The 24,459-nt window shown below is 63.8% G+C and carries 21 protein-coding genes; 13 read left to right on the top strand and 8 right to left on the bottom strand.

Going from position 1 to position 24,459, the window contains the following annotated elements:
• Positions 1 to 35: 35 nt before the first annotated feature.
• Complete coding sequence (locus tag HLH29_RS00950; protein WP_182964128.1) at positions 36 to 1,928, bottom strand: tetratricopeptide repeat-containing sulfotransferase family protein; 1,893 nt, start codon at positions 1,926 to 1,928, stop codon at positions 36 to 38.
• 261 nt (positions 1,929 to 2,189) lie between these two features.
• Between HLH29_RS00950 and HLH29_RS00945 the strand changes: the two genes are divergently transcribed.
• The 7 genes from HLH29_RS00945 to HLH29_RS00915 all read left to right on the top strand — a co-directional run bounded on the left by HLH29_RS00945 (position 2,190) and on the right by HLH29_RS00915 (position 9,641).
• Positions 2,190 to 3,200 (top strand): MYG1 family protein, encoded by a 1,011-nt coding sequence (locus tag HLH29_RS00945; RefSeq protein ID WP_182964127.1) that lies wholly within the window; start codon positions 2,190 to 2,192, stop codon positions 3,198 to 3,200.
• A gap of 134 nt (positions 3,201 to 3,334) precedes the next feature.
• Complete coding sequence (locus tag HLH29_RS00940; RefSeq protein WP_182964126.1) at positions 3,335 to 4,054, top strand: SDR family NAD(P)-dependent oxidoreductase; 720 nt, start codon at positions 3,335 to 3,337, stop codon at positions 4,052 to 4,054.
• On the top strand, positions 4,047 to 5,135 hold the full coding sequence (locus HLH29_RS00935; RefSeq protein ID WP_182964125.1) for a phosphotransferase: 1,089 nt from the start codon (positions 4,047 to 4,049) through the stop codon (positions 5,133 to 5,135). The genes HLH29_RS00940 and HLH29_RS00935 overlap by 8 nt, the downstream gene beginning before the upstream one ends.
• A gap of 97 nt (positions 5,136 to 5,232) precedes the next feature.
• On the top strand, positions 5,233 to 6,678 hold the full coding sequence (locus tag HLH29_RS00930) for an NAD-dependent succinate-semialdehyde dehydrogenase (protein WP_182964124.1): 1,446 nt from the start codon (positions 5,233 to 5,235) through the stop codon (positions 6,676 to 6,678).
• Positions 6,668 to 7,513, top strand: a complete 846-nt coding sequence (locus HLH29_RS00925; protein WP_182964123.1) for a nitroreductase family protein — start codon at positions 6,668 to 6,670, stop codon at positions 7,511 to 7,513. The genes HLH29_RS00930 and HLH29_RS00925 overlap by 11 nt, the downstream gene beginning before the upstream one ends.
• 32 nt (positions 7,514 to 7,545) lie before the next feature.
• Positions 7,546 to 8,403, top strand: a complete 858-nt coding sequence (gene bla / locus HLH29_RS00920; RefSeq protein WP_182964218.1) for a class A beta-lactamase — start codon at positions 7,546 to 7,548, stop codon at positions 8,401 to 8,403.
• A gap of 143 nt (positions 8,404 to 8,546) precedes the next feature.
• Entirely contained in the window at positions 8,547 to 9,641 is a 1,095-nt protein-coding gene (locus HLH29_RS00915; RefSeq protein WP_182964122.1) for a branched-chain amino acid aminotransferase, read from the top strand.
• A gap of 74 nt (positions 9,642 to 9,715) precedes the next feature.
• Here HLH29_RS00915 and HLH29_RS00910 read toward each other — a convergent pair whose 3' ends face one another.
• The 3 genes from HLH29_RS00910 to HLH29_RS00900 all read right to left on the bottom strand — a co-directional run bounded on the left by HLH29_RS00910 (position 9,716) and on the right by HLH29_RS00900 (position 13,221).
• Entirely contained in the window at positions 9,716 to 10,069 is a 354-nt protein-coding gene (locus HLH29_RS00910; RefSeq protein ID WP_182964121.1) for a RidA family protein, read from the bottom strand.
• A gap of 74 nt (positions 10,070 to 10,143) precedes the next feature.
• Entirely contained in the window at positions 10,144 to 11,460 is a 1,317-nt protein-coding gene (locus HLH29_RS00905; protein ID WP_182964120.1) for a cytochrome c peroxidase, read from the bottom strand.
• A 111-nt stretch (positions 11,461 to 11,571) separates the two neighbouring features.
• Positions 11,572 to 13,221 carry a phospholipase C gene (locus HLH29_RS00900; RefSeq protein ID WP_182964217.1) on the bottom strand — a complete coding sequence of 550 codons (1,650 nt, stop codon included), beginning with the start codon at positions 13,219 to 13,221 and terminating at the stop codon, positions 11,572 to 11,574.
• 308 nt (positions 13,222 to 13,529) lie between these two features.
• Here HLH29_RS00900 and adhP point away from each other — a divergent pair, with 308 nt between their 5' ends.
• The 6 genes from adhP (at position 13,530) to HLH29_RS00870 (ending at position 20,112) form a co-directional block, all read left to right on the top strand.
• A complete protein-coding gene (adhP, locus tag HLH29_RS00895; protein ID WP_182964119.1) occupies positions 13,530 to 14,558 on the top strand; it encodes an alcohol dehydrogenase AdhP in 1,029 nt (342 codons plus the stop codon).
• A gap of 89 nt (positions 14,559 to 14,647) precedes the next feature.
• Positions 14,648 to 16,072 carry a M20 family metallopeptidase gene (locus HLH29_RS00890; protein WP_182964118.1) on the top strand — a complete coding sequence of 475 codons (1,425 nt, stop codon included), beginning with the start codon at positions 14,648 to 14,650 and terminating at the stop codon, positions 16,070 to 16,072.
• Positions 16,073 to 16,385: 313 nt separating this feature from the next.
• Positions 16,386 to 17,987 (top strand): flavin monoamine oxidase family protein, encoded by a 1,602-nt coding sequence (locus tag HLH29_RS00885; RefSeq protein ID WP_182964117.1) that lies wholly within the window; start codon positions 16,386 to 16,388, stop codon positions 17,985 to 17,987.
• Positions 17,987 to 18,406 carry a c-type cytochrome gene (locus HLH29_RS00880; protein WP_182964116.1) on the top strand — a complete coding sequence of 140 codons (420 nt, stop codon included), beginning with the start codon at positions 17,987 to 17,989 and terminating at the stop codon, positions 18,404 to 18,406. The genes HLH29_RS00885 and HLH29_RS00880 overlap by 1 nt, the downstream gene beginning before the upstream one ends.
• A 7-nt stretch (positions 18,407 to 18,413) precedes the next feature.
• Positions 18,414 to 18,923, top strand: coding sequence for a RidA family protein (locus HLH29_RS00875; protein ID WP_182964115.1), 510 nt, complete (start codon positions 18,414 to 18,416; stop codon positions 18,921 to 18,923).
• A 235-nt stretch (positions 18,924 to 19,158) separates the two neighbouring features.
• Positions 19,159 to 20,112: a D-2-hydroxyacid dehydrogenase family protein gene (locus HLH29_RS00870; protein ID WP_182964114.1), complete on the top strand. Its 954-nt coding sequence runs from the start codon at positions 19,159 to 19,161 to the stop codon at positions 20,110 to 20,112.
• A gap of 248 nt (positions 20,113 to 20,360) precedes the next feature.
• On the opposite strand, the gene HLH29_RS00860 is transcribed toward HLH29_RS00870, so the two are convergent.
• The 4 genes from HLH29_RS00860 to HLH29_RS00845 form a co-directional block, all read right to left on the bottom strand.
• Positions 20,361 to 22,973, bottom strand: a complete 2,613-nt coding sequence (locus HLH29_RS00860) for a TonB-dependent receptor (RefSeq protein ID WP_338030145.1) — start codon at positions 22,971 to 22,973, stop codon at positions 20,361 to 20,363.
• Between the two features lie 66 nt (positions 22,974 to 23,039).
• Positions 23,040 to 23,483, bottom strand: coding sequence for a c-type cytochrome (locus tag HLH29_RS00855; RefSeq protein ID WP_182964113.1), 444 nt, complete (start codon positions 23,481 to 23,483; stop codon positions 23,040 to 23,042).
• A complete protein-coding gene (locus HLH29_RS00850) occupies positions 23,480 to 23,923 on the bottom strand; it encodes a c-type cytochrome (protein ID WP_182964112.1) in 444 nt (147 codons plus the stop codon). Before HLH29_RS00850 ends, HLH29_RS00855 begins: the two co-directional genes overlap by 4 nt.
• Entirely contained in the window at positions 23,920 to 24,459 is a 540-nt protein-coding gene (locus HLH29_RS00845; protein ID WP_182964111.1) for a methylamine dehydrogenase light chain, read from the bottom strand. The genes HLH29_RS00850 and HLH29_RS00845 overlap by 4 nt, the downstream gene beginning before the upstream one ends.

Below are 24,459 nucleotides of genomic sequence, written 5' to 3'. Positions count from 1 at the left end.
CTGTCGGGAGGCGCGTTCCGGTTCCCGCCGGCCTTTCATTGGCGACCTTCAAGACCGTCCAGAAGGGGCCGCAATGTTTCGTCATCGGGGCGCCAACGCCCCACGGCATTGCGATAGAGCGGTTTGCGGACCTGTGCTGCGCTCGATGTCTTTACCAGGCGTTGGGTTTCGTGAAAGCGCAGGCAGGCATCGTTCCATGGCAGGCCGCAATAGGCGATGATACGGCGTGCGTTGGCCGCGAAATCCGCGACGATATCTTCGTAGCGGACGTCCAGTATCGCGCCGGCCGGCAGGACCTGCCGCCAGTGCGCCATCTGTTCCTGATATTGACGGTGATAGCGGCCGAGTTCGCCCAGATCGAACGTGAAATCCAGATTGTCGAAGGCAATCGAGAAACAGGACAGGCACGTATCGATCGGATCGCGAAATGTGTGGATGATGCGCGCATTGGGCCACAATTGCCGAATGACCCCGATATGGAAGAAATTATCCAGCATCTTGTTCGAAATGCGGGCGGGGAGACGGGCGCCCGTCCAGTCGGTCGCCAGCCGGTCCAGCCGATGCAGATAGTCCTCGGCGATGGCGTGTCGGTCCTGTTCGCTCAGGCAGGCCAGGGAGGTTCCCAGCGCCCAGGCCGGAAAGCGTCTGGCCGCGTTCTGCAGCGTGTCGGCCAATGTGCTGACCTCGCCGGCACCATAAACGTCCGGATGGCTCGCCAGTATCTGTTCGACCAGTGTCGATCCCGATCTCGGCATGCCGACGATGAAGACCGGGCGGGAGGAGGGATGCCCGGTCCCGGCGGTCGCCTGCAGGGCTTCGGACGTAAAGCATGCGCGCACTGCCTTTGCGGCCGTGGCGACACGTCTTTCGTCATAGGGAACGGCGCGGCGCCGGATGGCGTTTGCCTTCAGAAGATGGTCGAACGACGCACGATGTTGACCGATATCGGCTAGGGCCTTGCCGAGCGCGAAATGAAGGCTCGTTCTCCTGGTCTCGTCGAATGAGGCTTCACGCTCGACAAGCGTCAGCATGGCCGGCAGGACGGGGTCATCGGGCGTCAGCTTCGTCAGGCGTGTCAGGCCCAGATAATAATTCGGTTCATCCGGTGCCAGGGCGATTGCCTGGCGCAGGTGAGCGCGCGCGGCATCGATCCGCCCGAGCTCCTGAAGGACCAGGGCCAGGGCGGCATGGACCGGCGCTTCGTCCGGCTGCAGCGCGCAGGCCTGTTCCAGATGGTGCCGTGCCTCGGCATGGCGTCCGGCTTTCCGCAGCAGCGTTCCTGTTCCGGCATGGATGGCATAAAGGCTCGGGTCCTGTTCGAGAACGGAGCGATAGCAGGTGATCGCGTCCTCGATGCGGTCGAGTTCGACCAGAACCTGGACCAGATTGCGGGCCGTCTCCGCACAGGCTGGCGTGTATGTCAGTGCGGTCCGGAACTGTTCGACGGCCTCCTCGCGCTGTCCGATCGCCCATAAGGCCTTGCCCAGGCCGTTGAGGGCGGACACATCCGTTGTATCGGCCACCAGGGCTGCGCGATGGCGGGCAATCTCCTCGGCGCTGGCTTCGGCTGCCAGTGTTGCGCGATATTGTTCGATCGCGTTCTTGTCATGGCTGCGGGCTGCCAGGGCCTGTTTCAATCGTGTCAGCGCGCTGGGGAAGTCGGGCCGCAGGTCGATCGCCTTGCAGAAGCTGCGGATCGCTTCCTCTATTCTTCCCGATTTGTGCAATGCCAGGCCGAGCGTGTTGAAGGCTTCTGCATTGCCGGGCATCAGGGTCGTGGCGCGTTGCAGGTAGGGAACGGCCTGTGCGAACTCTCCCTGCCACATATGGATCGTGCCCATGAGCAGCAAGGCTTCCGGATGATCCGGAGCCCGGGTGAGGCACGTGGTGGCGTACTGGATGGCATTGGCGATGGCGGTAGCCATCATCGCGTCTGTTGCCGGTATGCCTGCCTCGGCGGGGGGCGCGCCCGGGGATGGGCAGCCTGATACGGCATTGCCATAGTCAGGCTGAATATCCTCGTTGGTTTCCTGCATTCTGCCAGCATAGGTGTCTGGCGGGTATATGTGTCAATCCACCCCGCCCGTTCAGCCCTGTGGCGCGGTGAAGGCGTGTTGTGTCGCGTCGGCCGGTACGGCATGAGGGGCGCTTGAAACGATCCCCCTGAATGTCGGCAGGTCCTTAAGAATATGACGGAACATACACCCATCGGTCTCGGTCATGAGGCGGCGCCCGTCAGGGCGCTGACCCATTCGGGCAATTTTCATGCTGACGAGACGCTGGGTTACGTCATCCTTCATTATGCGCTTGCGCCGCGGGGCGACCTGCGGGTGCGGGTTCTGGGCGCGCAGCCGGACGACCGGCTGACATTCGTGCGCTCGCGCGTGCCGGGGCAGATCCAGGCCGCGGATATCGTGTTCGATGTCGGTGGCGTGTACGATCCGGCCGCGGGGCGGTACGATCACCACATGAAGAAGAAGCCGCAGCGTGAGGACGGCACGCCGTACAGCGCGGCGGGGCTGCTGTGGAAGGATTACGGCCTGGCGGCGATCCGCAACATCCTGGATGAGCCCGTGGAGGAGGTGATGGAAGTCGCCATCTGGCAGGCCGTCGACAAGGCACTGATCATCCCCGTCGATCAGGACGATAATGGCGTGGCGAAGATGGGCCGGCTGTCGCTGGCGGAAATCGTGTCGACCTGCGGCGCGCCGTGGGACACCGCCGAGCGTTATGGCGTTGAAGAGGCCGGAAAGCGCGAGATGTCGGCCTTCGCGGACGCGGCTGCGATCGTCGGCCGGTATCTGGTCGGCGTCGTCGATCGGGCGCGGGCCAGCCTGAAGGCCACGGATCGCGTGCTGGGTGCATACGAGCAGGCCGAAGACAAGCGCATTCTGGTGCTGGAGACCGGCATGCCGGCCGAGAAGGTGATTTTCGAGCGTGATCTGCCGGTCGTCTATGTCGTCTCGCCGGCCGGTGGGGGGCAGTGGAACGTCAAGGCCGTGCCGCCGGCGCGCGGTGAGTTCGGGCAGCGCGTGCCGCTGCCGGAGGCCTGGGGCGGGCTGGAAGGCCGGGCGCTGGCCGAGGTCTCGGGGATTGCCGACACGGTCTTTGCCCATCCGGCACGCTTTATCTGCGGTGCGGCCAGCCGTGAGGGGGCGCTGGCCATGGCCCGTCGGGCGCTGGAAATCGCTGCCTCCTGAGAGGGGCTGACCGGCTCCCCGGTCACGCCTGTGCCGATCCGCATGCCATGGCCCTTGTCCGGAGGGATGGAGACGGCTCATGATCGCTTCTGCGATCAGCGGAGGGAACGAAGGTGGCGGATCATCAGCCGATCATGCTTTTGACCGGTGCCAGCCGGGGGATCGGTCATGCGACGGTCAAGCTGTTCCAGGAACGGGGATGGCGCATCCTGACCGTATCCCGGCAGCCATTCGACCCGGCCTGCGCATGGCCTGCCGCGCGCATGAGCCATATTACCGCCGACCTGAGCGACCTGTCGGGCATCGAGCGGCTGGCGGAGGATGTGCGGGCCCGCCTGCCGGACGGCCGGCTGCATGCGCTGGTCAACAATGCCGGCATTTCGCCCAAGGGACCGGATGGGGGGCGGCTGGGCGTGCTGGACAGCGACCTGTCGGTGTGGACCAGCGTGCTGAATGTCAACCTGGTCTCGATCGCGCTGCTGGTGCGGGCGCTGGCGCCGGAGCTGGAGGCCGCTGCCGGATCGGTCGTCAATGTGACCTCGATCGTGGGATCGCGCGTTCATCCTTTTGCCGGCGCGGCCTATGCGGTGTCCAAGGCGGGACTGGCGGCGCTGACCCGGGAAATGGCGCATGAGCTGGGGCAGCGGAACGTACGGGTGAACGCGATTGCGCCCGGCGAGATCTCGACCGCGATCCTGTCGCCGGGGACGGACCAGCTTGTGGCGTCGGACGTGCCGATGAAACGGCTGGGGGCGCCGCGCGAGGTTGCCGAGACGATCTATTTCCTGTGTTCCTCGGCCTCGTCCTACATCAACGGGGCCGAGATACACATCAATGGCGGCCAGCATGTCTGAAAGCCTGGCGGCAAGGACGGATGAGGTGCCGCCTGGTCTGGAGGGGGCTTTTGCCCAGTTCTGCCGTGCCCGCCCTGACGTCGGCGTGGAGCAGGCGCGCGATATCGCGCGGAGCGTCTATGGCATGGAGGTGTCCGCGACGGCCCTGCCGGGGGAGCGCGATGCCAATTTCCTGCTGTGCGACGGGAATGGCCGCCGGACGATGCTGAAAATCATGAACGCGAGCGAGACGGAAGAGGATGCGGCGTTCGTCTCGCGCGTCATGGAGCGTCTGGCCGGAGCGGTGACCGAGATCGGACTGGCCGGGATCGTCCCTGCCCTGGGCGGGGATGGCATCGCCGTCCTGACGATGCCGGGCGCGGAAGGGTTGATGGCGCGTATGGTCGGGTGGGTGGACGGTGTGCCGATGGGCGGGCGTGCCGGCTCGCTCCGTCTGGCGCATGGTACGGGGCGGGCGGTCGGGCTGATGGCGCGGGCGTTGCAGGGCATGGCCCCGCCCCAGCAGGCGCGGGCCGTCCTGTGGGATTCGCTTCAGGTGGATGCTCTGGGCGGATTGCTGGCCCATGTGCCGCAGCCGGCGCGCCGGCGGGCGATGGCGGGGTTTCTCGACATGTTTCGGGGGCGGGTGCGTCCGCTGGTGGATGCGTTGCCCCGGCAGCCGATCCATAATGATCTGAACGGATCGAACCTGCTGGTGGCCGCCGACGATGCCGAGCGGGTGGCGGGAATTGTCGATTTCGGCGATGCGGTGTTCGCCCCGCGCATCAATGATCTGGCGGTTGCCGCATCGTACCAGATGGGGAGCGGTCATGACCCGCTGGCCGGAGTGACGGCGATGCTGGCGGGGTTTGCGACGGTGATGGTGCCGGAGGCGGCGGAAATCGACTTGCTGTTCGATCTGGTCGTGGCGCGGCTGGCCCTGCGCGTATTGCTGACCGAATGGCGCAGCGTGCTGTTTCCCCACAATCGCGATTATATCCGCCGCAACAGCATGCAGGCGGGACAGGCGCTGGACTGGGCGCTGGCCCTGTCGCCGGGGCGGGGGCAGGCTGCCCTCCGCGAGGCGTGGGCCGGACGGTAGGTTGCCGGCGGGGTGTCCGGTGCAGGCTCTTTGACCGGCAGGGGTGGATGCTGCAAGCTCCCGCTCCAATGCGTCCAGTTGTTGGAGGACCCCTGACATGTCGTCTTATCCGGATACCTTGCTGTTTATCGACGGTCAGTGGACCGCGGCGCGGGACGGGCGGTTTATCGACGTCGTCAATCCCGCGACCGAGCAGGTCATCGGGCGCGTGGCCCATGCCGGCCAGCCCGACCTGGCTGCCGCCGTGGCGGCTGCCGAGCGCGGCTTCGCGCTCTGGAGCCGCATGTCGGTGTTCGAGCGCTATCGGATCATGCGTCAGGCGGCGACGCTACTGCGGGGGCGCGTCGACGAGATCGCGCCGGTCCTGACCCAGGAACAGGGCAAGCCGCTGGCCGAGGCGCGGACGGAATTGCTGGGGGCCGCGGATACGATCGACTGGCTGGCCGAGGAAGGGCGCCGGGCTTATGGACGGCTGATCCCGTCGCGCGCCGTGGGTGTGAGCCAGGCGGTGATCCGCAGCCCGGTCGGGCCGGTGGCGGCGTTCTCGCCCTGGAATTTCCCGGTCAATCAGGTGGTGCGCAAGGTCGGCGCGGCGCTGGCGACCGGCTGTTCGATCATCGTCAAGGCTGCCGAGGAAACGCCGGCCTCGCCGGCCGCGCTGATCCGGGCCTTTGCCGATGCCGGGGTGCCGGCGGGGGTGATCGGGCTGGTCTATGGCACGCCGTCGGAGATCTCGGAGACGCTGATTGCCCATCCGGCGATCCGCAAGGTGACGTTCACGGGTTCGACCGTCGTGGGCAAGATGCTGGCCGCGCTGGCGGGGTCGCACATGAAACGCGCGACGATGGAACTGGGTGGCCATGGGCCGGCCATTATCTGCGCCGATGCCGATATCGATCATGCGGCGGCGACGCTGGCGGCGGCGAAGTTCCGCAATGCGGGGCAGGTCTGCGTCTCGCCCACCCGTTTTCTGGTGGAACGGCCGGTCTTCGGGCGGTTCGTGGAGCGGTTCGCGGCCGTGGCCGGGGAGATTCGGGTGGGCGACGGGTTGCAGCCCGACACCAAAATGGGTCCGCTGGCCAATGTCCGGCGGGTGGATGCGATGGAAAGCCTGATCGGCGATGCGACGGCCAAGGGGGCGAAGATCGTGACCGGCGGGCAGCGGATCGGCAATGCCGGCTATTTCTTCGCGCCGACGGTATTGACCGAGCTGAGCACCGACATGCGCATCATGAACGAGGAGCCGTTCGGCCCGGTGGCGCTGATGAACCCGTTCGATACGCTGGACGAGGCGCTGGCCGAGGCCAATCGCCTGCCATACGGGCTGGCGGCCTATGCCTTTACCGGCGCGGCCCCCACGGCTGCCCGCCTGCGCGACGAGGTGCGGGCCGGGATGCTGACGGTCAATCATCTGGGGCTGGCGCTGCCGGAAGTGCCGTTCGGCGGAATCGGCGATTCCGGCTATGGTTCGGAAGGCGGCAGCGAGGCGCTGGATGCCTATCTGGACACCCGCTTCGTGACGATCCGTGACTATGCTGTCTGATGCTGCCGGGTCTGGCGCCGCCGGTCTCGCGGCGCTGTGGGCGGCGCGCTACCGTGCGGGAACGGCGCCCGGTGGCCTGCCGGACGAAGCGATGCTCCGCCACCTGATGGCGCATCGTTCGGTGCGGGCCTATCGGCCCGATCCGGTTCCGGAGAGTGTGCTGGATGGGGCGGTGGCGGCTGCCCAGTCGGCTTCGACCTCATCGAACCTCCAGGTATGGAGCGTGGTGGCGGTCGAGGATGCCGAGCGGCGCGGGCGGCTGGCGGACCTGGCGGGTGGGCAGGCGCATATTCGGCAGGCCCCGCTGTTTCTGGCGTGGCTGGTCGACCTGTCGCGGCTGGCGCGGATGGGTGAGGTCCGGGCCCATGCCACCGAGGGGCTGGATTATCTGGAAACCTTCCTTGTGGGCGTCGTCGATGCGACGCTGGCGGCGCAGAATGCAGCCGCCTTCCTGGAAGCCCAGGGGCTGGGGATCGTCTATATCGGGGGGCTGCGCAACCATCCCGAACAGGTGGCGCGCGAATTGGGGCTGCCGGATCGCTGCATGGCGGTCTTTGGCATGTGCGTCGGCCATCCGGACCCGGACCGGCCCGCTGCGATCAAGCCGCGCCTGCCGCAATCGGTCGTGCTGCATCGCGAACGCTATGATTGCGCAGGTGAGGGTGAGGCGATCGGCCGGTATGACGGGGCTGACGAGGCCTTTCAGCGCGAGCAGGGGCTGGCGTCCCGTGCGTGGTCGGACGTCATGTTGCGCCGCGTGGCCGGCCCGCAATCGCTGAGCGGACGCGACCGGCTGCGTGAGGCGCTGGATGCGCTGGGATTTGCGCTGCGATAGAGGGTCCGGCTGGACCTGATAGGGTGACACGTATGCAACGCCGCGCTTTTCTTCAATCCGCTCCGGCCCTGTTCATCTCTCCGGCGTCCGCGGGGACGCCGGCGCCCGGTCCAATTGCCGAGTACGAGCAGGCGACGGGCGGCCGGGTTGGCGTTTTTGCCGAAAATGTCTCCAGCGGAAAGACATTTGGCTGGCGGCAGAGCGAGCGGTTCGTCATGTGCAGCACGTTCAAGGCGTCGCTGGCTGCGTGCGTGCTGGCGCGTGCCGACCAGGGCAAGGCGGATCTGGATGAGGTCATCGCCTTTACGGCCGCGGACATGGGGACGATGTATGCCCCGGTCGCGAAGGCGAATCTGGGCCGGGGGGCCCTGTCGGTGCGCGAGATGTGCGCCGGGGCGGTCGAATTCAGCGACAATGTCTGCGCCAACAAGCTGCTGGCGCGTGTTGGCGGCCCGGCTGCGTTGACGCGTTTCTGGCGGGCGATCGGCGACGATGTGACGCGCCTTGACGATATCGAGCCCTATCTCAACCGCACACCGCTGGGGGGTGTGCGCAACACGACGACACCCCTGGCGATGGCCGGGATCGCGCGGCGGCTTGTCCTGGGCGATGTGCTGTCGGACGGGTCGCGCGCCACGCTGAAGAACTGGCTGGTCGATTGCCAGACCGGAAAGAACCGGCTGCGCGCGGGCCTGCCCGGCAATTGGGTCGTGGGGGACAAGACGGGGAATAACGGCAGGGATATTGCCGGCGATATCGCCATCGGGTGGCCCGGGACGGGCGGGCCGGTGATCATGGTCGTCTATACGCGCGGCGGTTCTCCGACCGACGCGCAGTTCGCCACCGTCTTTGCCGAGATTGGCCGGCATGTGGCGGCGACCCTGTCGTAACCGCTCGCGGGCCTGATGCGTGGGGCGCGGACTTGACGCGCCGCGTGATCTGGGGACTGTGGCCGGTCAGGACGTGCCGTGGGGCGCGTGCCTGTTGCGTCGTGCATGCGGCACGGAGCATTTCGTCGTGAGAGAGCAGGATCATGGATAGCGCCGATCAATTCCGTTTCACGCATATTCCGCACCCCGCGCCGGTATCGGTCGCGCAGCGTGCGGAACTGCTGGCCAATCCGGGGTTCGGCCGCGTCTTTACCGACCACATGGCGGTGATCCGCTACAAGGAAGGGCAGGGCTGGCATAATCCGACGATCGAGGCGCGGGCTCCGATCGCGCTCGATCCTGCCGCTGCGGTGCTGCATTACGCGCAGGAGATCTTCGAGGGCATGAAGGCCTATCGCGCCGCCGATGGCGGCGTGGTGATGTTCCGCCCCGATGCCAATGCCCGTCGCTTCCACCAGTCGGCCGAGCGGATGGCTATGGCGCCGCTGCCCGACGCACTGTTCCTGGAGGCGGTGCGCGAACTGGTGAAGGTCGATCGCGACTGGATTCCGTCGGGGGAGAGCGCCAGCCTGTATCTGCGCCCCTTCATGATCGCGAACGAGGCCTTTCTGGGCGTGAAGCCCTCGGCGGAATATCTGTTCATCGTCATCGCCTCGCCCGTTGGCGCGTATTTCAGCGGCGGTGCGGTGTCGGTGTGGGTGTCCGAGGATTATACGCGCGCGGCCCCCGGTGGCACGGGGGCGGCCAAGTGCGGCGGCAATTATGCCGCCAGCCTGCTGGCCCAGCGCGAGGCGAAGGCGCAGAACTGCGACCAGGTGCTGTTCCTGGATGCCGCCGAGCATCGGTGGATCGAGGAGATGGGCGGCATGAACATCTTCTTCGTCATGAAGGACGGCACGCTGGTCACGCCGCCGCTGGGCGGTACGATCCTGCCCGGCATCACCCGCGATGCGCTGCTGACGCTGGCGCGCGACAAGGGCCTGACGGTGCGCGAGGAACGCTACAGCATCGAGCAATGCTATGAGGACGCGGCCAGCGGACGCCTGGTGGAGGCCTTTGCCTGCGGCACGGCGGCGGTGGTGACTTCGATCGGCCGTTTCCGCGGGCAGCGCGGGGAGATCGTGATCGGTGCCGGCAATGGGGCCGATCCAGTGACCGAAGGGCTGCGCGACGCGCTGATCGGCATTCAGCGCGGTCAGCGTCCGGATCCCTATGGCTGGGTTCAGCGCGTCGACTGATTGACGCCAAGGGCGGGGCCTTCAACCCCGCCTTGTCGGGGTCAAGGGGCAAAGCCCCTTGGAGCCCGCCCGGCTCAGGGCAATGCCGCGATACCGGTCAACTCGACGCGCCAGGCCGGGTCGGCCAGACGGGCCTCGACGGTCGCGCGGGCCGGTTTGTTGCCGTGGTCCAGCCATTTGTCCCAGGCGCGGTTCATGTCCGCCAGATCGTCCATGTCGGCCAGGAAGATCTGGACCGACAGCAGGCGGCTCTTGTCCGTGCCGGCTTCGGCCAGCAGGGCATCGACCTGGTGCAGGATATCGGTCATCTGCCCTGCAACATCCTGCGACGGATCATCGGCGACCTGTCCGGCCAGATAGACCAGCCCGCTATGGATCGTTGCGCCGCACAGGCGGGTTTCGGGTTGCAGGCGGGTAATCGGACTCATGGCCGGTCTCTCTGTTCGTGGGTCGATGGAACGGACGATAGAATAACCCACGCGCCCGTGACAGGGCTGGCCCCTCAGCGTGCCGGCCGATCGGTCAGCATGTGCAGGAAGGCGATGATGTCCTGCCGTTCGCGCGGGGTCAGGGCCGGTGGGTCGCCCGGGTGGCGGTCGAAGGGTGCATCCGTGACGTCGAGATTGGGGTGGTAGGGGGGCGGCAGGTCGTCATATCGCAGGATCTGGCCGTCGGTATCCTTGGGGTAGATCCGGTCGGGGGTGATGTCGCGCAGCATGTAGAAATCCAGAACCTGGTCCAGCGTACGATAGACGCCATTATGGAAAAAAGCGTGTCTGGTGGCGCTGTTGCGCAAGGTCGGTGTGATGAACAGGCCGCACAGATCGGCGCGGGTTGCCATGTCGGTGCGGACGGGCCCGCAGAGGCCCAGATCGTGGAATGAAGGGTCGCGGTTGGCGGACAGGGCGCGGTTGCGCGGCACGCCCAGGGCCTCGAACTGATGGTCGGTCAGGAGCGGGGGCGTGCCGTCCGGGCCTGGACGGTCGGGGTGGCAGGCCGCGCAATTGCCCTTTGCCGGGTCGTTGAACAGCAGGTAGCCCCGGCGCTGGGCGGGCGTCATGCGGCGGCGGCCTTCCAGCCAGTCGTCGAACGGGCTGGCATAAGGGTGGAAGGACGGGTCTTCGATCTGATAGCGCGCGATGGCGAACAGGGCTTCGGAGAGCAGCAGATTGTCCGAACCGGCGACGGCGGGGCCGCCCAGGCGGCGGAGCATGGGGGCGTAGGGGCCGTGCGTCAGGCGGGCCAGGACGATGGCGCGGCTGGAGGCCATTTCGTCGGGATTGAAGAGGGGGCCGTCGGCCTGCTGTTGCAGGGTGTCGGCGCGGCCGTCCCAGAACAGGCCGCCCTGGGGGACCAGATTGGTGGCGGAGGCGGTGGTGTTCTGCGCGGTCTTGGCGCCGTGGGGGCCGATGGCGGTGGTCGACGGTGTGACGGCGGATTCGGTTTCGGCATCATCGGGGCCGATGCTGAAGCCGGGGCGGGTTTCCAGATAGGTCAGGGTCGGGACCGCGCGCAGCCCGTCGCGTGTCAGGCTGGTGCCGCCCAGCGCCACGGCGGCGGAGCCGGCGGGCGCGTAATGGTGGGCAGGGTCGTGGCAGGAGGCGCAGGATTGTCGCCCCGATCCGGACAGGGCGGGATCGTGGAACAGGTCGCGCCCCAGTTGCGCCATTGCCGAGAGCGGGGCGACGGACGGGCGATGCAGCGTGACGGGGCAGGGGTTGCTGCCGTTGGGCGCCGGCAGGCAGGCGGCCGATGGCGCTTTGGCGGCGAGAGCCGGTGTTGCCAGAAGCGACAGGAATGCGAATATCTTAAAAATCATTGGTGAATATCGAGAGATTTCTCGAAATCGGCGATGTCCATAACCCCAAGGGGTGAAGGGGACGACTGTCCCCTTCCGGGTGCAGGGCAGAGCCCTGCATAACCCATGTTCCTAATGCGCAACCGGCTCGCCGGTCTGAGGATTCAGCAGCAGGCGGCCGGTCCGGGGCGGCTGGGTGAAATCGAACAGGTCGCGCAGGTCGGCGGCGTCGGCGTCGAAGGAGCCGCCGCCCAGACGCGCGCCGTGCAGCCAGTTATCCTCGATGAAGCGGGCGACCGAGCTTTGGGTCAGCAGGACGTGGCTGACATGGTTGGTCTTTGCCCAGGGCGAGACGACCAGCAGCGGGATGCGGGTGCCGGGGCCGCAGCGGCCGTTGACGGGGCGGCCATCGACGCCCATCGGGCGGGGAGCGCTGCCGCAGCGGCCCGGGCCGTCCAGTTGGTCGGTCTCCGGGTCGCTTGAGGAATGGGTGGGGGGGACGAAGGCATGGTCGTACCAGCCATCGGAATCGTCCCAGGCGATGATGATGGCGGTGTCGCGCCATTCCGGCCGCTGCTGCACCATGTTGACGATCTGGACCAGGCCCTGCTGTTCGTCCAGCGGGTCGGAATAGCCGGCATGGCCATCCTGGTAGGCTGGAAGCTTGAGGAACGAGACGGCAGGCAGGTTGTCGGCGCGCAGGGCGGCGGTGAAGTCGCGCAGGTCATATTCATGATTGGCCGGATCACGCGTGACGCCGTCGGCCGCGAAGGTGTGGCCGATGGCGGCGACCGAACCGGGGCGGGCGTGGGTCGGGTTGGCGGTGCTGGGATAGTACTGGAACCAGTTGTGGTGGGGGATGTAGTCGGTGATCGTCTCGCCCACCACGGGGGAGGGGGTGGAGCGGGCGCATTCGGTCGTGCCGTTCGGGTTGCGCGTGCCCAGGTCGAAGCCGCCCATGAAGCCGCCCCAGGTGATGCCGGCCTGGTTCAGCAGGTCGCCGACATTGCGTCCACGCATCGTGACCTGGTTGCCTGGCACCGAGCAGACATCATAGGCGGGATCGATATCGTTGATCATCGTCCAGCCGCCCTGGCCGTCGGCGATATAAGGGGTGGCGGCGTGCCTGGTGGCCGGTTTCTGCGAGGTCCTGACGATCTGCATGCCGCCGGTCTGGCCGGAGACCGCTTCCAGCGCGCCGGGGGTGGAGGGGCCGTACGTGTCGGTATAGGTGGCGTCGCTCATCGCGAAATGCTGGGCATATTGCCACAGCGCGGTGACGGTGTTGCCGTCGAAATAGCCCATCACCTGGCCGCGCGTGGCGAAGGCGCCGACGCCGCCGGGGGTGCCGCGCCCGGTATGGAGGGGGAACAGGTCGGCCTTGCCGCCATGATAGGCCATCTGTTCGGCGGTGTAGGCGTGGTTCTGGTCGGCGGTGGCGGCCTGGGTGCGGTCCAGGCGGAAGGGCAGGCTGGCGTCGGGGCCGTTGGCGGGGCCGGCATTGGGGTTGCTGGTCAGCAGCCCCGCCGTGATCAGCGTGTTGGCCGCCGGCGTGTCGGGCCGTGCCGTGAAGGCGGGCTCGCCGGGCGGGTTGGCGGCCTGCGGATAGGTGGCGAAGTAATGGTCGAACGAGACGTTCTCGTCATACACCACGATCAGGTGCCTGATCGGTGTCGCTGTCTCTGTCGCCGGTGCGCTCTGCCTTGGGGCGGCCATGGCGGGCATGGTGGCCAGCAGGGCCACCATGGCGCTGGCGAGGCGGACAGGATGGGGGTGAATCATACCGGGCGCGTATCCTGCTGATGTCGGTTTGGTGGCCGGAGCATGGGGCGAACCGATCGTGCGGGACGATTTTCCCCGGGCCATTGCCGTCCGGCGGCGGCCCCGGCGGTCGGCCTTCGTTCTATAAGGCGTCGTCCGGTCGTTGGCCAGAATGGAACGGAAGCGGAAGAGCGTGAATTCCTGATGATAGGTGCGGGCCCAGGCCGAAGCATTGGTGTTGACGTAGATCACGTTCCTCCGGCCGTGGGTGGGTTAGCATGGCGGACAAGGCGCCTCGCGCGCCGCCCCATGCAATGCGAGGAACGAGCATGACCGGAAAGATGAAGGCTGCCGTCGTCCGTGAATTCGGCAAACCGCTGACGATCGAGGAACTGGATATTCCGACCATCCGCCCGGACCAGATCCTGGTCCGGCTGGATGCGTGCGGTGTGTGTCACACCGACCTGCATGCTGCCCGTGGCGACTGGCCCGTGAAGCCGAAGCCGCCCTTCGTGCCGGGGCATGAGGGCGTCGGGCATGTGGTGGCCGTGGGCGATGCCGTCAAATGGGTGAAGAAAGGCGACGTGGTCGGCGTGCCGTGGCTGTATTCGGCCTGCGGCCATTGCGAGCACTGCCTGGGCGGGTGGGAGACGCTGTGCCCGACGCAGGACGATACGGGTTATACCGTCAACGGGTGCTTCGCCGAATATGTGGTGGCCGACCCCAATTACGTGGCCCACCTGCCGAAGACCATCGACCCGTTGCAGGTCGCGCCGGTGCTGTGCGCCGGGCTGACGGTCTACAAGGGCCTGAAGATGACCGACACGAGGGCCGGCCAGTGGGTCGCGGTGTCGGGGGTTGGCGGGCTGGGACAGATGGCGGTGCAGTATGGCGTTGCCATGGGCCTGAACGTCATTGCCATCGATATCGACGACGAGAAGCTGCAGACGGCCAAGGTGTTGGGGGCGGCGCTGACCGTGAATGCGCGCTCGGTCGATCCCGCGCCCTATATCCAGTCGCAGGTGGGCGGCGCGCATGGCACGCTGGTCACGGCGGTCTCGCGCTCCGCCTTCGCGCAGGCGATGGGATTTGCCCGGCGGGGTGGGACGATCGTGCTGAATGGCCTGCCGCCGGGGGAATTCCCGATTTCCATCTTCGACATGGTGATGGCCGGGACCACGGTACGCGGTTCGATCGTCGGCACGCGGCTGGACATGATCGAAGCCTTGTCCTTCTTCGCCGACGGCAAGGTCAAGACGGTCATCGAGCCCGACCGGCTGGAGAATATCAACCAGATCTTCGCCGATCTCGAGACCGGTAACGTGCATGGACGCAAGGTGCTCGATCTGCGGGATTGAGCGCGCCGCCCCCTGACGGGACCATGGTGGGGTGGTGTCGTTATGGGTTATGACTCCTCCATCACGGATGGATGGGTTGGGAACGGGCGATGCGAAACAGCGCGCGGATCTGGGAATGTGTCGAGGCGCGCAAGGCGCCGCTGATCGCGTTGAGCGATGCGGTATGGGCGGTGCCGGAGCTGAATTTCGGTGAATTCCGCTCGGTCGCGCTGCATGACGCGGCCCTGGAGCAGGAAGGCTTTCGCGTGACCCGTGATGTGGCGGGGTTGCCGACCGCGATCATGGGCGAGGCCGGGGAAGGCGGGCCGGTGATTGCCTTCCTGGGCGAATATGACGCGCTGCCGGGCCTGAGCCAGCAGGCGGGGGCGATGGAGCACGAGCCCCTGGCGGGTGACGGCAACGGGCATGCCTGCGGGCATAATCTGCTGGGTTCGGCGTCGCTTCTGGCGGCGGCGGCGCTGAAGGACTGGCTGGCCGAGACCGGGATGCCGGGGCGGGTGCGCTATTATGGCTGCCCGGCCGAGGAGGGCGGTGCCGGCAAGGGCTTCATGGTGCGGGCTGGCGTGTTCGACGACGTGGATGTCGCGATTTCATGGCATCCCTTTGCCTTCGCCACGGTCTTTCCGCCGGCGGCGCTGGCCAACATGCGCCTGGATTTCACCTTCATCGGGCGCTCCGCCCATGCGGCGGCGGCGCCCCATCTGGGCCGCTCGGCGCTGGACGCGGCGGAATTGATGAATATCGGGGTGAACTACCTGCGCGAGCATATGCTGCCGAGTTCGCGCATCCATTACGCCTATCAGGACGCAGGGGGTGCCGCGCCCAATGTGGTCCAGTCGCGGGTGGTCATCCGCTATACCGTCCGCGCGGCGGAGCTGGACGACATGCTGGCCCTGGCCGAGCGTGTGCGCCGCGTGGCCGAGGGGGCCGCGATGATGACCGAAACCCGGGTCGAATGCGAGGTGGTCAGCGGCATGGCGAATCTGCTGCCCAATCCGCCGCTGGAAGCGGCGATGCAGGCGAATCTGGAACGGCTGGGGCCGCCGCCCTTCGACGCGGCGGATCGTGCCTTCGGCCGGGAGATGCAGAAGACCTTCACGCAGGAGGACATTGTGACGGCATTCCGCCAGGTGGGGCTGCCGCCCGCGGCCGACAGGCCGCTATGCGATGTCGTCCTGCCCTATCCGTCGCCGGTCGGGCCGATTCTGCTGGGGTCGACCGATGTGGGGGATGTCAGTTGGACGGTGCCGACCGTCCAGGCGTTCGGTGCGACCTGTGCCATCGGCACGGCGCTGCATTCGTGGCAGATGACGGCGCAGGGCAAATCGTCGGTCGCCCACAAGGGCATGGTCCATGTTGCCAAGGTGATGGCGGCGACGGCGGTGGATGTGCTGTCCGACCCCGAATTGCTGGCGCGGGCCCGGCGGGACCATGCCGTGCGGCTGGCCGAACGTCCCTATGTCAGCCCGATGCCGCCGGACCTCATGCCGCCGATTATGCGGCAGGATTCCTGACCCATCTGGTTTCATGGACATATTGTAACGATTTTTTTTGTTTCAAAGTTGTATTCAAATCGCGCCCTGCCGCGGACGATTTTTTTTCGAGGCCGGAAGGGTCTGGGAAACAAATGATTTTTCGCCGCAAGGGTATGGAGGGTGCTTAACAAATCGTTACGACAGGGGGATCATGTCATTGCCCATATGGGGCAGACCCCTATAACGGGCTTGGTGTTTCTGCCCCCCGGACGGTCGGGCCGCCCGGGGAACGTTCTTGAATGGTAAGGTTTTCTGTCCTGTCTGCTTCTGTCCTGTCTGCTGGGGAAACTTGATGACAAATGCTTTTCGGCGTCCGGTGGCCACCCGCCGCCAGATGCTGACACGAATCGGTATCCTGGGGGGGAGTGCTGCCCTGTACCAGGCCATGACGAGCCTGGGGCATGCCGCGGGCACGGATTTCAAGGGACCGCCCGCGCTGACGGGCGGCAAGCCCGGCACGAAGGTCCTGGTGCTGGGCGCCGGCCTGGCGGGCATGCTGGCCGCGTATGAGCTGCGCAAGGCCGGGTATCAGGTCCAGATCCTGGAGTTCCAGAACCGTGCCGGCGGCCGCAACATCTCGCTGCGCGGCGGCGACACGCTGACCGAACTGGGCGGCGCCGTGCAGAAGGTGCAGTTTGCGTCGGGGAACTATATCAATCCCGGCCCGTGGCGGATTCCGTATCATCATCAGGGCCTGCTGCATTACTGCAAGACCTTCGGCGTCGAGCTGGAGCCGTTTGTCGAGCTGAATCACAATTCCTGGTTGCATTCCAGCGAGGTGTTCGACGGCAAGCCTGTCCGCTACCGCGATTACGCGGCGGATTTCACCGGCTTCACCGCGGAGCTGCTGGCCAAGGCGATCAACCAGCACAAGCTGGATGAGGTGATCTCACCTGACGAGCGCGCGCATGTCGTCTCGGCAATGCGCGGCTGGGGTGGGCTGACGGCCGATGGGGCCTATCGCAAGGGGGCCATCAGCTCGCTGCGCCGTGGCTTCGCCAAGCCGCAGGGTGGCGGGCTGGATGGTGCGCCCGTGCCGTCCGACCTGTTCGCGCGGGAAGACGTCATGCGGTCGGGCCTGTGGCAGTGGATGGCGTTCCACGAGCGGCTGGACATGCAGACGACGATGTTCCAGCCGGTGGGTGGCATGGACCAGATCGGCAAGGGCTTCAACCGCCAGGTGCACGACCTGATCACGCTGAACTGCAAGGTGACGGCGATTCATCAGGACGATCGTCATGTGACGGTCACCTACAACGACATGTCCCATGGCGGCGCGGTGCGGCAGGCCGAGGCGGATTATTGCGTCTGCACGATTCCGCTGCCGGTGCTGTCGCAGCTGGACGTGCAGGTCAGCGGCCCGATGAAGGCGGCGATTGCGGCGGTGCCCTATGCGTCGTCGGTCAAGCTGGGGCTGGAATTCAAGCGCCGGTTCTGGGAGCAGGACGACCAGATCTATGGTGGCATCAGCTTCACCGACCAGCCGATCAGCCAGATCTCCTACCCCAGCCATGGCTATTTCTCGGACGGGCCGGCGGTTCTGCTGGGCGGCTACATGTTCGGGCCGGCGGCGTATGATTTTGCCGGCATGACCCCGGCCGAGCGGCTGGAGCACGGCCTGGCGCAGGGTCAGGTCATTCATGCCAACTACCGCAAGGAGTTCCGTACCGGCGTGTCGATGGCCTGGAGCCGCATGCCCTGGACCCTCGGCTGCTGTTCCATGTGGTCGGAACAGGCGCGCAAGACCCATTACAAGGCACTGTGCGACATCGACAACCGGATCGTACTGGCCGGCGAGCATGCGTCGCATGTCGGCTGCTGGCAGGAAGGCGCCATCCTGTCGTCGCTGGATGCCATCACCCGTCTGCACAAACACGCGCAGGGAGCTGCCTGATGCGGTCCGTATTTCTGCTTCTGGCCGGCCTGGCGGCCGGCGCGTTTCTTGCCCCGCAGGCGCGGGCCGACAGTGCCAGCGCCGTCGTGGGCAAGATGCAGCCGTTGAAGGACGGCGCTGACGTCTACAAGCATGTCTGCCAGAGCTGCCACATGCCCGATGCCAAGGGCGCCGAAGGGGCCGGCGCCCGTTTCCCGGCGCTGGCCGGGAATGCCAAGCTGGCCAGCGCGGACTACCCTGTCTATGTCGTAATGAACGGTTTCGGCGGCATGCCGTGGTTTTCCGGCATGCTGACCGACCAGCAGGTCGCGGACGTAGTGAATTATATTCGCACCCATTTCGGCAATCATTACACCGACATGGTGAAGCCGTCGGATGTCGCGGCTCAGCATCCGACCATCAGCTCCGAAGAGGATTGACAGGGATATGACGATTTTCAAGACATGCCGCATCGCCGCGCTGGCGTCCGTTCTGGCTGCGGGAGCGGTCTCTGCCGCCGGGGCGGCGGATGTGGTCCGGCATGGTGAGCCGGGCAGCCATTTCCCGATTTCCAGCGCCATCGAGGTGCCTCCTGGGGCCTCGACGATCTATCTGAGCGGCATGGGCGCGCCGCCGGTCGACAAGGCGGCCGATCCGAAGACGCTGGCCGCCTATGGCGACACAGAAACCCAGGTGCGTGGCGCGCTGACCCGCATCCAGGGTGAACTGGCCAAGCTGAAGCTGACCATGGGTGATGTCGTCAACATGCACATCTACATGGTCGCCGACCCCAAGCTGGGCAAGATCGACTTTCCGGGGATGATGAAGGCCTATACCGAGTTCTACGGCACGCCGGCCCAGCCGAAGCTGCCGACCCGCTCGGCATTCGAAGTTGCCCATCTGGCCAATCCCGGCTGGCTGGTGGAAATCGAAGTCGTCGCGGTTCGCGCGCACTGACTGAGGCCGGTTCCCGGAGGGCGTGCCCTCCGGGATGGTTGGTGATCGGCCTGTGTCGGGCACCCGATTATATGTCCGGGCGTCAAGCCTGGGAGATGTGCTGACCGAGAAGCCGTGGTGGCGATCGACGGAACAACGGTTTGCGCAGCCGGTGTGTCGGCCATGCGGCGCACCATGCCTGTGCTTCGGTGCTCTTCGCCTATAAGGCAGGTGTATCGAAGCTGGGACGGCGTTCATGATGAAATGCATCATCCTCGACGATTATCAGAACGTCGCGTTGCGAAGCGCCGACTGGGCGTCGTTGCATGACCGGGTCGATGTGCAGGTGCTCACGACCCATATCGATGACGAAGCGGCGCTGGTTGCGGCACTGGCGTCGGCCGACATCGTGGTTGTCATGCGCGAGAGAACGCCTTTTCCGGCAGGATTGTTCGCGGCCCTGCCGTGTCTGCGCCTGCTCGTGACCAGCGGCATGCGCAATGCGTCGATCGATCTGGAGGCCGCGCGCGCCCACGGCGTGACGGTATGCGGTACGGCCAGCAGTCTGATGCCCCCCGTGGAGATGACCTGGGCTCTTATCCTCGGGCTGGCGCGGCATATCGTCCCGGAAAATCGCGCGATGCAGCAGGGTGGTCCATGGCAGCGGAGTCTCGGCAGGGACCTTGCGGGACATCGGCTGGGGCTGCTGGGGGTGGGCCGGATCGGCGGCGCGGTCGCGCGTGTCGGGCAGGCCTTTGGCATGAGGGTCAGCGGATGGAGTCCCCATTTTACGCCGGAACGTGCGGCATCGGCCGGGGTGGAATTTGTCGCCTCCAAGGAGCTGCTCCTGGCCGAAAGCGATATCGTCAGCATCCACCTCGTGCTTGGCGACGCAACGCGCCGTCTTGTCGGGGCGAGCGATCTGGCCCTGATGAAGCGGGATGCGCTTCTGATTAATACATCCCGTGCCGCCATTGTGGACGAGGCGGCCCTGATCGAGGTGCTGGAAAGCGGCCGTATCGGAGGCGCGGGCCTGGATGTATTCGAGCATGAGCCGTTGCCGCCGCAGCATCCCTATCGCACATTGTCCAATGTGCTGGCGACACCGCATCTGGGTTATGTGACCCGTGACAATTACGATACCTATTTCCGGCAAGCGGTTGAGGATATCCATGCCTGGCTCGATGGATGTTCTGTCAGGATATTGTGACCTTCGCCGGTAGCGCGCGAACATCCGGATCGGCATCCGGGTCGATCATAGCGCGCATTGAGTGAGCGGACGCCATGGCGAGACGGACGCGCCGGACGCTACGGATGATCCGGGCGCCGATCTTCAGCAGTTTTAGGCGGATAGTGCCGTAGCCGGTCGTGATCGATCAGATCCTCTTTCTTCTTTCCAGACCAAGAACTGTCGCCCATATCAGAGTCTGATACACCGACATGTGTGGGATATGCGGGTTAGAACTGAGCAGAAAGCGTCCCAAAATATTGCCTTGGTGCCCCAACGAACAGCGTAGGATAATCACCGGAAACCGGGAAACCGGAGATGCCCAATCCGCTGATGTACGCGGAATTGAACAGGTTGGTGATGCCAAAACTGACCTGAACGTGCTGGGCAAAACCGATATGTCCAAAATCATAGCTGCTGGAAAGGCCGACTAACCAGTAAGACGGCACATAAACATCGTTAACATACGAAAGCGGGCGTCTGCCGGTATAAGTAGCATTAAAATTCACCCGAAATTTCCTGTAAGTGTAGGACGCATTGGATTTGTAAATAATGCGGGGATATGCGACCTGACTCTTTCCCTTCAGACTGACATATGTACCTTCATAATTGATGCCACTTCGGTACTCAGCGTCGGCGTAACTGACGCTGTTGAGAATCTCCCAACCCGAGAATGGACGAATAGTTACCGAGGCGTCTCCACCATTTACTTCCTCACGTCCCGCATTGACAAATGTGCTAATTGGTTGGAGGGGCGAACCGGTCTCGGTGTTCAATAGTCGATTATAATAATCCACATGATAGATATCAGCCGTAATGTCGATGATTTGACTTCCATATCGGTAGCCAATGACGTAGTTCCAAGTTCTTTCCGGTCGAATTTTGTTCTTGTTTTCTAGGAATTGCTGCTGATTCCCCACGGACCAGGCTCCGCCATTGCCAAGAAACCATGGGTTGTAGGTATATGCGCGCATGTTTTCAGCGACGTCGAGATAGAGTTCGCTGTGTGGATTGATTCTGTAATTGATAGAAAAATGCGGAAGAAATGCGTTGGAAGCCGTGAGGGAACCATCAGGAAGTGCGGTCTCGCCGGTCAGGTCGGGATCGTTCTGCTTGGCGCCGCCGTATGTCGTCTGGATAACAGATCGAAATCCTGCACCAACGTGCAGATCCCGACGTATTTCGTAGGTATCCTGCAAATAGTACTGAAACGTATTCGAATTGAACTGGTCATCCAATTCTTTAGCGAAGGCGTTGTTAAACGGACCGAACGGATTGCGTGGTGGCCCCTCCCCAAGCAAAGGTTGCTCATAGAGATAGTTTGGAAAGGAAAAGGAATTGTTTTCATACCAAATACCGGTTTTTGCGGTATTCCGACCGGTCTCGTAGGTCAAGGATTGGGTAAAGCCGACTCGCCTCATGGTGGGCTTTCCATCGACCTGCGCGAATGGTGCGCCATTCGGAGAAGGAAAGGGTTGGGTCGCTTCGTAATCACCATTTGATAACTGGCTATATAGAATAGTTTTTGAACTGAGATGAGATGTCAGATGAAAATCGCCGATGAGACCCATGAGGGCATTTTCCTGGGTCTGCGCACCGTCCAGATAGGTCGCATTCGCTTCATCGGACGCATTTCCGAGAGCCTGATATGCAGGAGGATAGATCCCTTGAGCCGCGTTGTATGCGACTTCATAGTTAGGATATAAGTAATCCAAGCTTGTTCCGAAGGTCTGGAACATATTCATGCTCATATTGAGATAATTAAATTGGCGGAATGATGACCAGTCGAATACGGCAGTGATTTTTCCTGCATTGCCTACAGGCTGTTCCAATTTTGCATTGACCTGCTGCTCCAGCTGGCTACCGTAACCCTTCCACTTGTCGTTATCCGTTCGAGCCATGGAAACGAAAAACTTCGTGCCGCTTGAGTTAAGCTTCCCACTGTCAAGGCGGACAAAGGTCCGGACAGCATTATTGCTTCCAAACATCTGCGAGACTCGTCCCCCCATTCGATCATCCGGATCGGAGGTATGGAATTGGATTGCTCCGCCCAGATTTTGCGCGGATGGAATATCGACCGCCCCACCACCCTGCGACACGCTCATGGCCACGATATTATCCTGAATGGCGGCCTGATCCACACCGAGTCCATTGTATTGAAGAAATCCTTGATCACCCATAGGGATTCCATCAAGTGTTCCCGCAATCTGGCTCTGGTTGAAGCCACGAATGTAAAGCGTGTTGGCCGCGGTATCGAGGCCGAAAGCATCGTCAGACGCGAAAGTCACCCCTGGGGTTGTGGCCGAGAGGATCTTCAGCGGGCTGGTGCCCGACACAAACTGGTCCATGACACGGCGCGTGACCATTGCTTCCGATCCATGCGACCGGAAACGTGATGCACTGACCTGGATAGTCTCGTCTTTTAGTGGGATACCCTTCGCGACGGGCGGCGGCGCGACATGCCGGCTGAGATGGGCATTCGCCTGACTGTGACGATGATACGGTTTTGCACCCTCGTGATCGGCGGCAAAGGCAGACAGGCTGACGGACGCGGTGAGGAGAAACGTAAAGCCGAACAGTGTTGGTTGGCGGGGTATCCAATATCGGATATCGTCGCAACGATGGTGCGTGCCAACTCCATGTTCGTCCTTTCGGGGATATCGATCGGACGGCTCATCAAAGATAAGAAAAAGAGATTTACTCATCATTGTTTTCCTAAATGCGTGATCTGGCTCGGGCGTGATGCCTTTGCAATCGTCCACAGCCTCATCTTGTAACGAGGTGAGCTGTTGGGCAGGCTGCGGCGTATTGTCATCTGCCTGCCTTAGTGTTCTCGCGCGCAACCTGCTTCATCCCGAGGGATGTTTCCTAAACAGATCCGGAAAATACTGTTTTTTGCGGAATGTGTTTTACGGCCAGGGATAAGGGGGAAGAGTTACACCGCGTTTGTTCAATAGTGCCGCTACTTTTCGGCGATATTCTACGAGGTTTCCGATATTTTTCTTGCGTAGTTCGGAAACCTCCCGCGGAGAAAACGATCTGTAGTCCGAACTCAGGGAGGTGCCGGCAAACGTTTCCATAATATAATTCATGACGTCCGAGATGCCCTTGTCATCCATACTCGATCCAATGACGCCGGGAACGTGCATCAGGTAGGCGCGCCCCTCGGGAAGGTCTGCGAATACGCCGACACTGCCAACGAAATTCGGAATTCCACCTGATATCTCTCCTGATCCATCGGGAAGATGGCAGCCGGAACATTTCAGTAGATAGCGCGTGCGGGCCGATGGCTCTGCCAGCGCACTGGAGGAGAAAAGCAGGGCTGAGGCAATGAAGAGAATATCGTATCTCATTTGACTGCAACCGCGCGCATAGCCTTGATCTCCGGATGCGAGGGTGGCGTCCGACGAAGGGTTGCAAACAGATCGGGCGTCACATGCGCGTCAACGCCATTCAGACCGTTGAGTACATAGGTCGCGATGGACGCCAACTGTGCGTCGCTTAGTTGCGATTGCGGCGGCATGGCGAGGCCCGCGTATGTATTGCCCTGCGAGTTGATCGTTCCATTCAGGCCGATCAACATTACCGCGGCAATATATCGCGCCTTTGCATCGCCCAGTCCGCCCCACAATACTGCATTGGACAGCGGTGGAGCGAGGCCGGGTTGCCCCTCTCCCGATGGCTGGTGACAACCGGAGCACGTCTCAAGATAGAGTGCTTTCCCGTCGTTACCGGCAAAAGCCGGCGATGACGATGCGATCAATACCATGACGCTGCACAAACGCGATTTCATTCGGCCAACCCGACAACGATGGCGACCGTGCAGTGAACCCCCTGCTTTCCATTTGCGATACACCAACTGGATTCGCTCGCAAGGCCCATGCGGTAGCCCGGACGGTCGCGTTCCTGCCGGGTACATTCATCCCCGCAACTGCCTGCCTTTCCGCAGCAATCATTGTATGAAACAAGGTAGTCCTTGTTATCCTTGGGATTTCGGCACGTTCCGACCCACGCAACCTTTGATGGCGTGGTTCCTGGCGGGCATTGGGTCACGCTGCCGCCACATTTGCTACAAAGCCCGCCGTGCAATGAACAATAACGCCAGTACTGGCAGTCGTCAGGGATCGTGCCTTCTGCATGTCGTTCTTCGGCGTGAGAAACGCCATTTGAATTATCATATGGCAGCATCGGCAAGACTGCGCCGCCGATGAAGATTTTTCCGGCCTTGTGGAGGAGGCTTCGGCGTCCGGACATGCCGGCAAGATGACGCATGCTGGCCTCGGCAACGCCATCTACCCATTCAACCAAGTTGTCGATCCGTTTGGCCAT

The sequence above is a fragment of the Gluconacetobacter tumulicola genome (genome assembly GCF_014174215.1).
GTDB lineage: Bacteria > Pseudomonadota > Alphaproteobacteria > Acetobacterales > Acetobacteraceae > Gluconacetobacter > Gluconacetobacter tumulicola.
The sequence above is the reverse complement of the archived record's forward strand: the minus strand, read 5'-3'. Positions and strand labels throughout refer to the sequence as shown.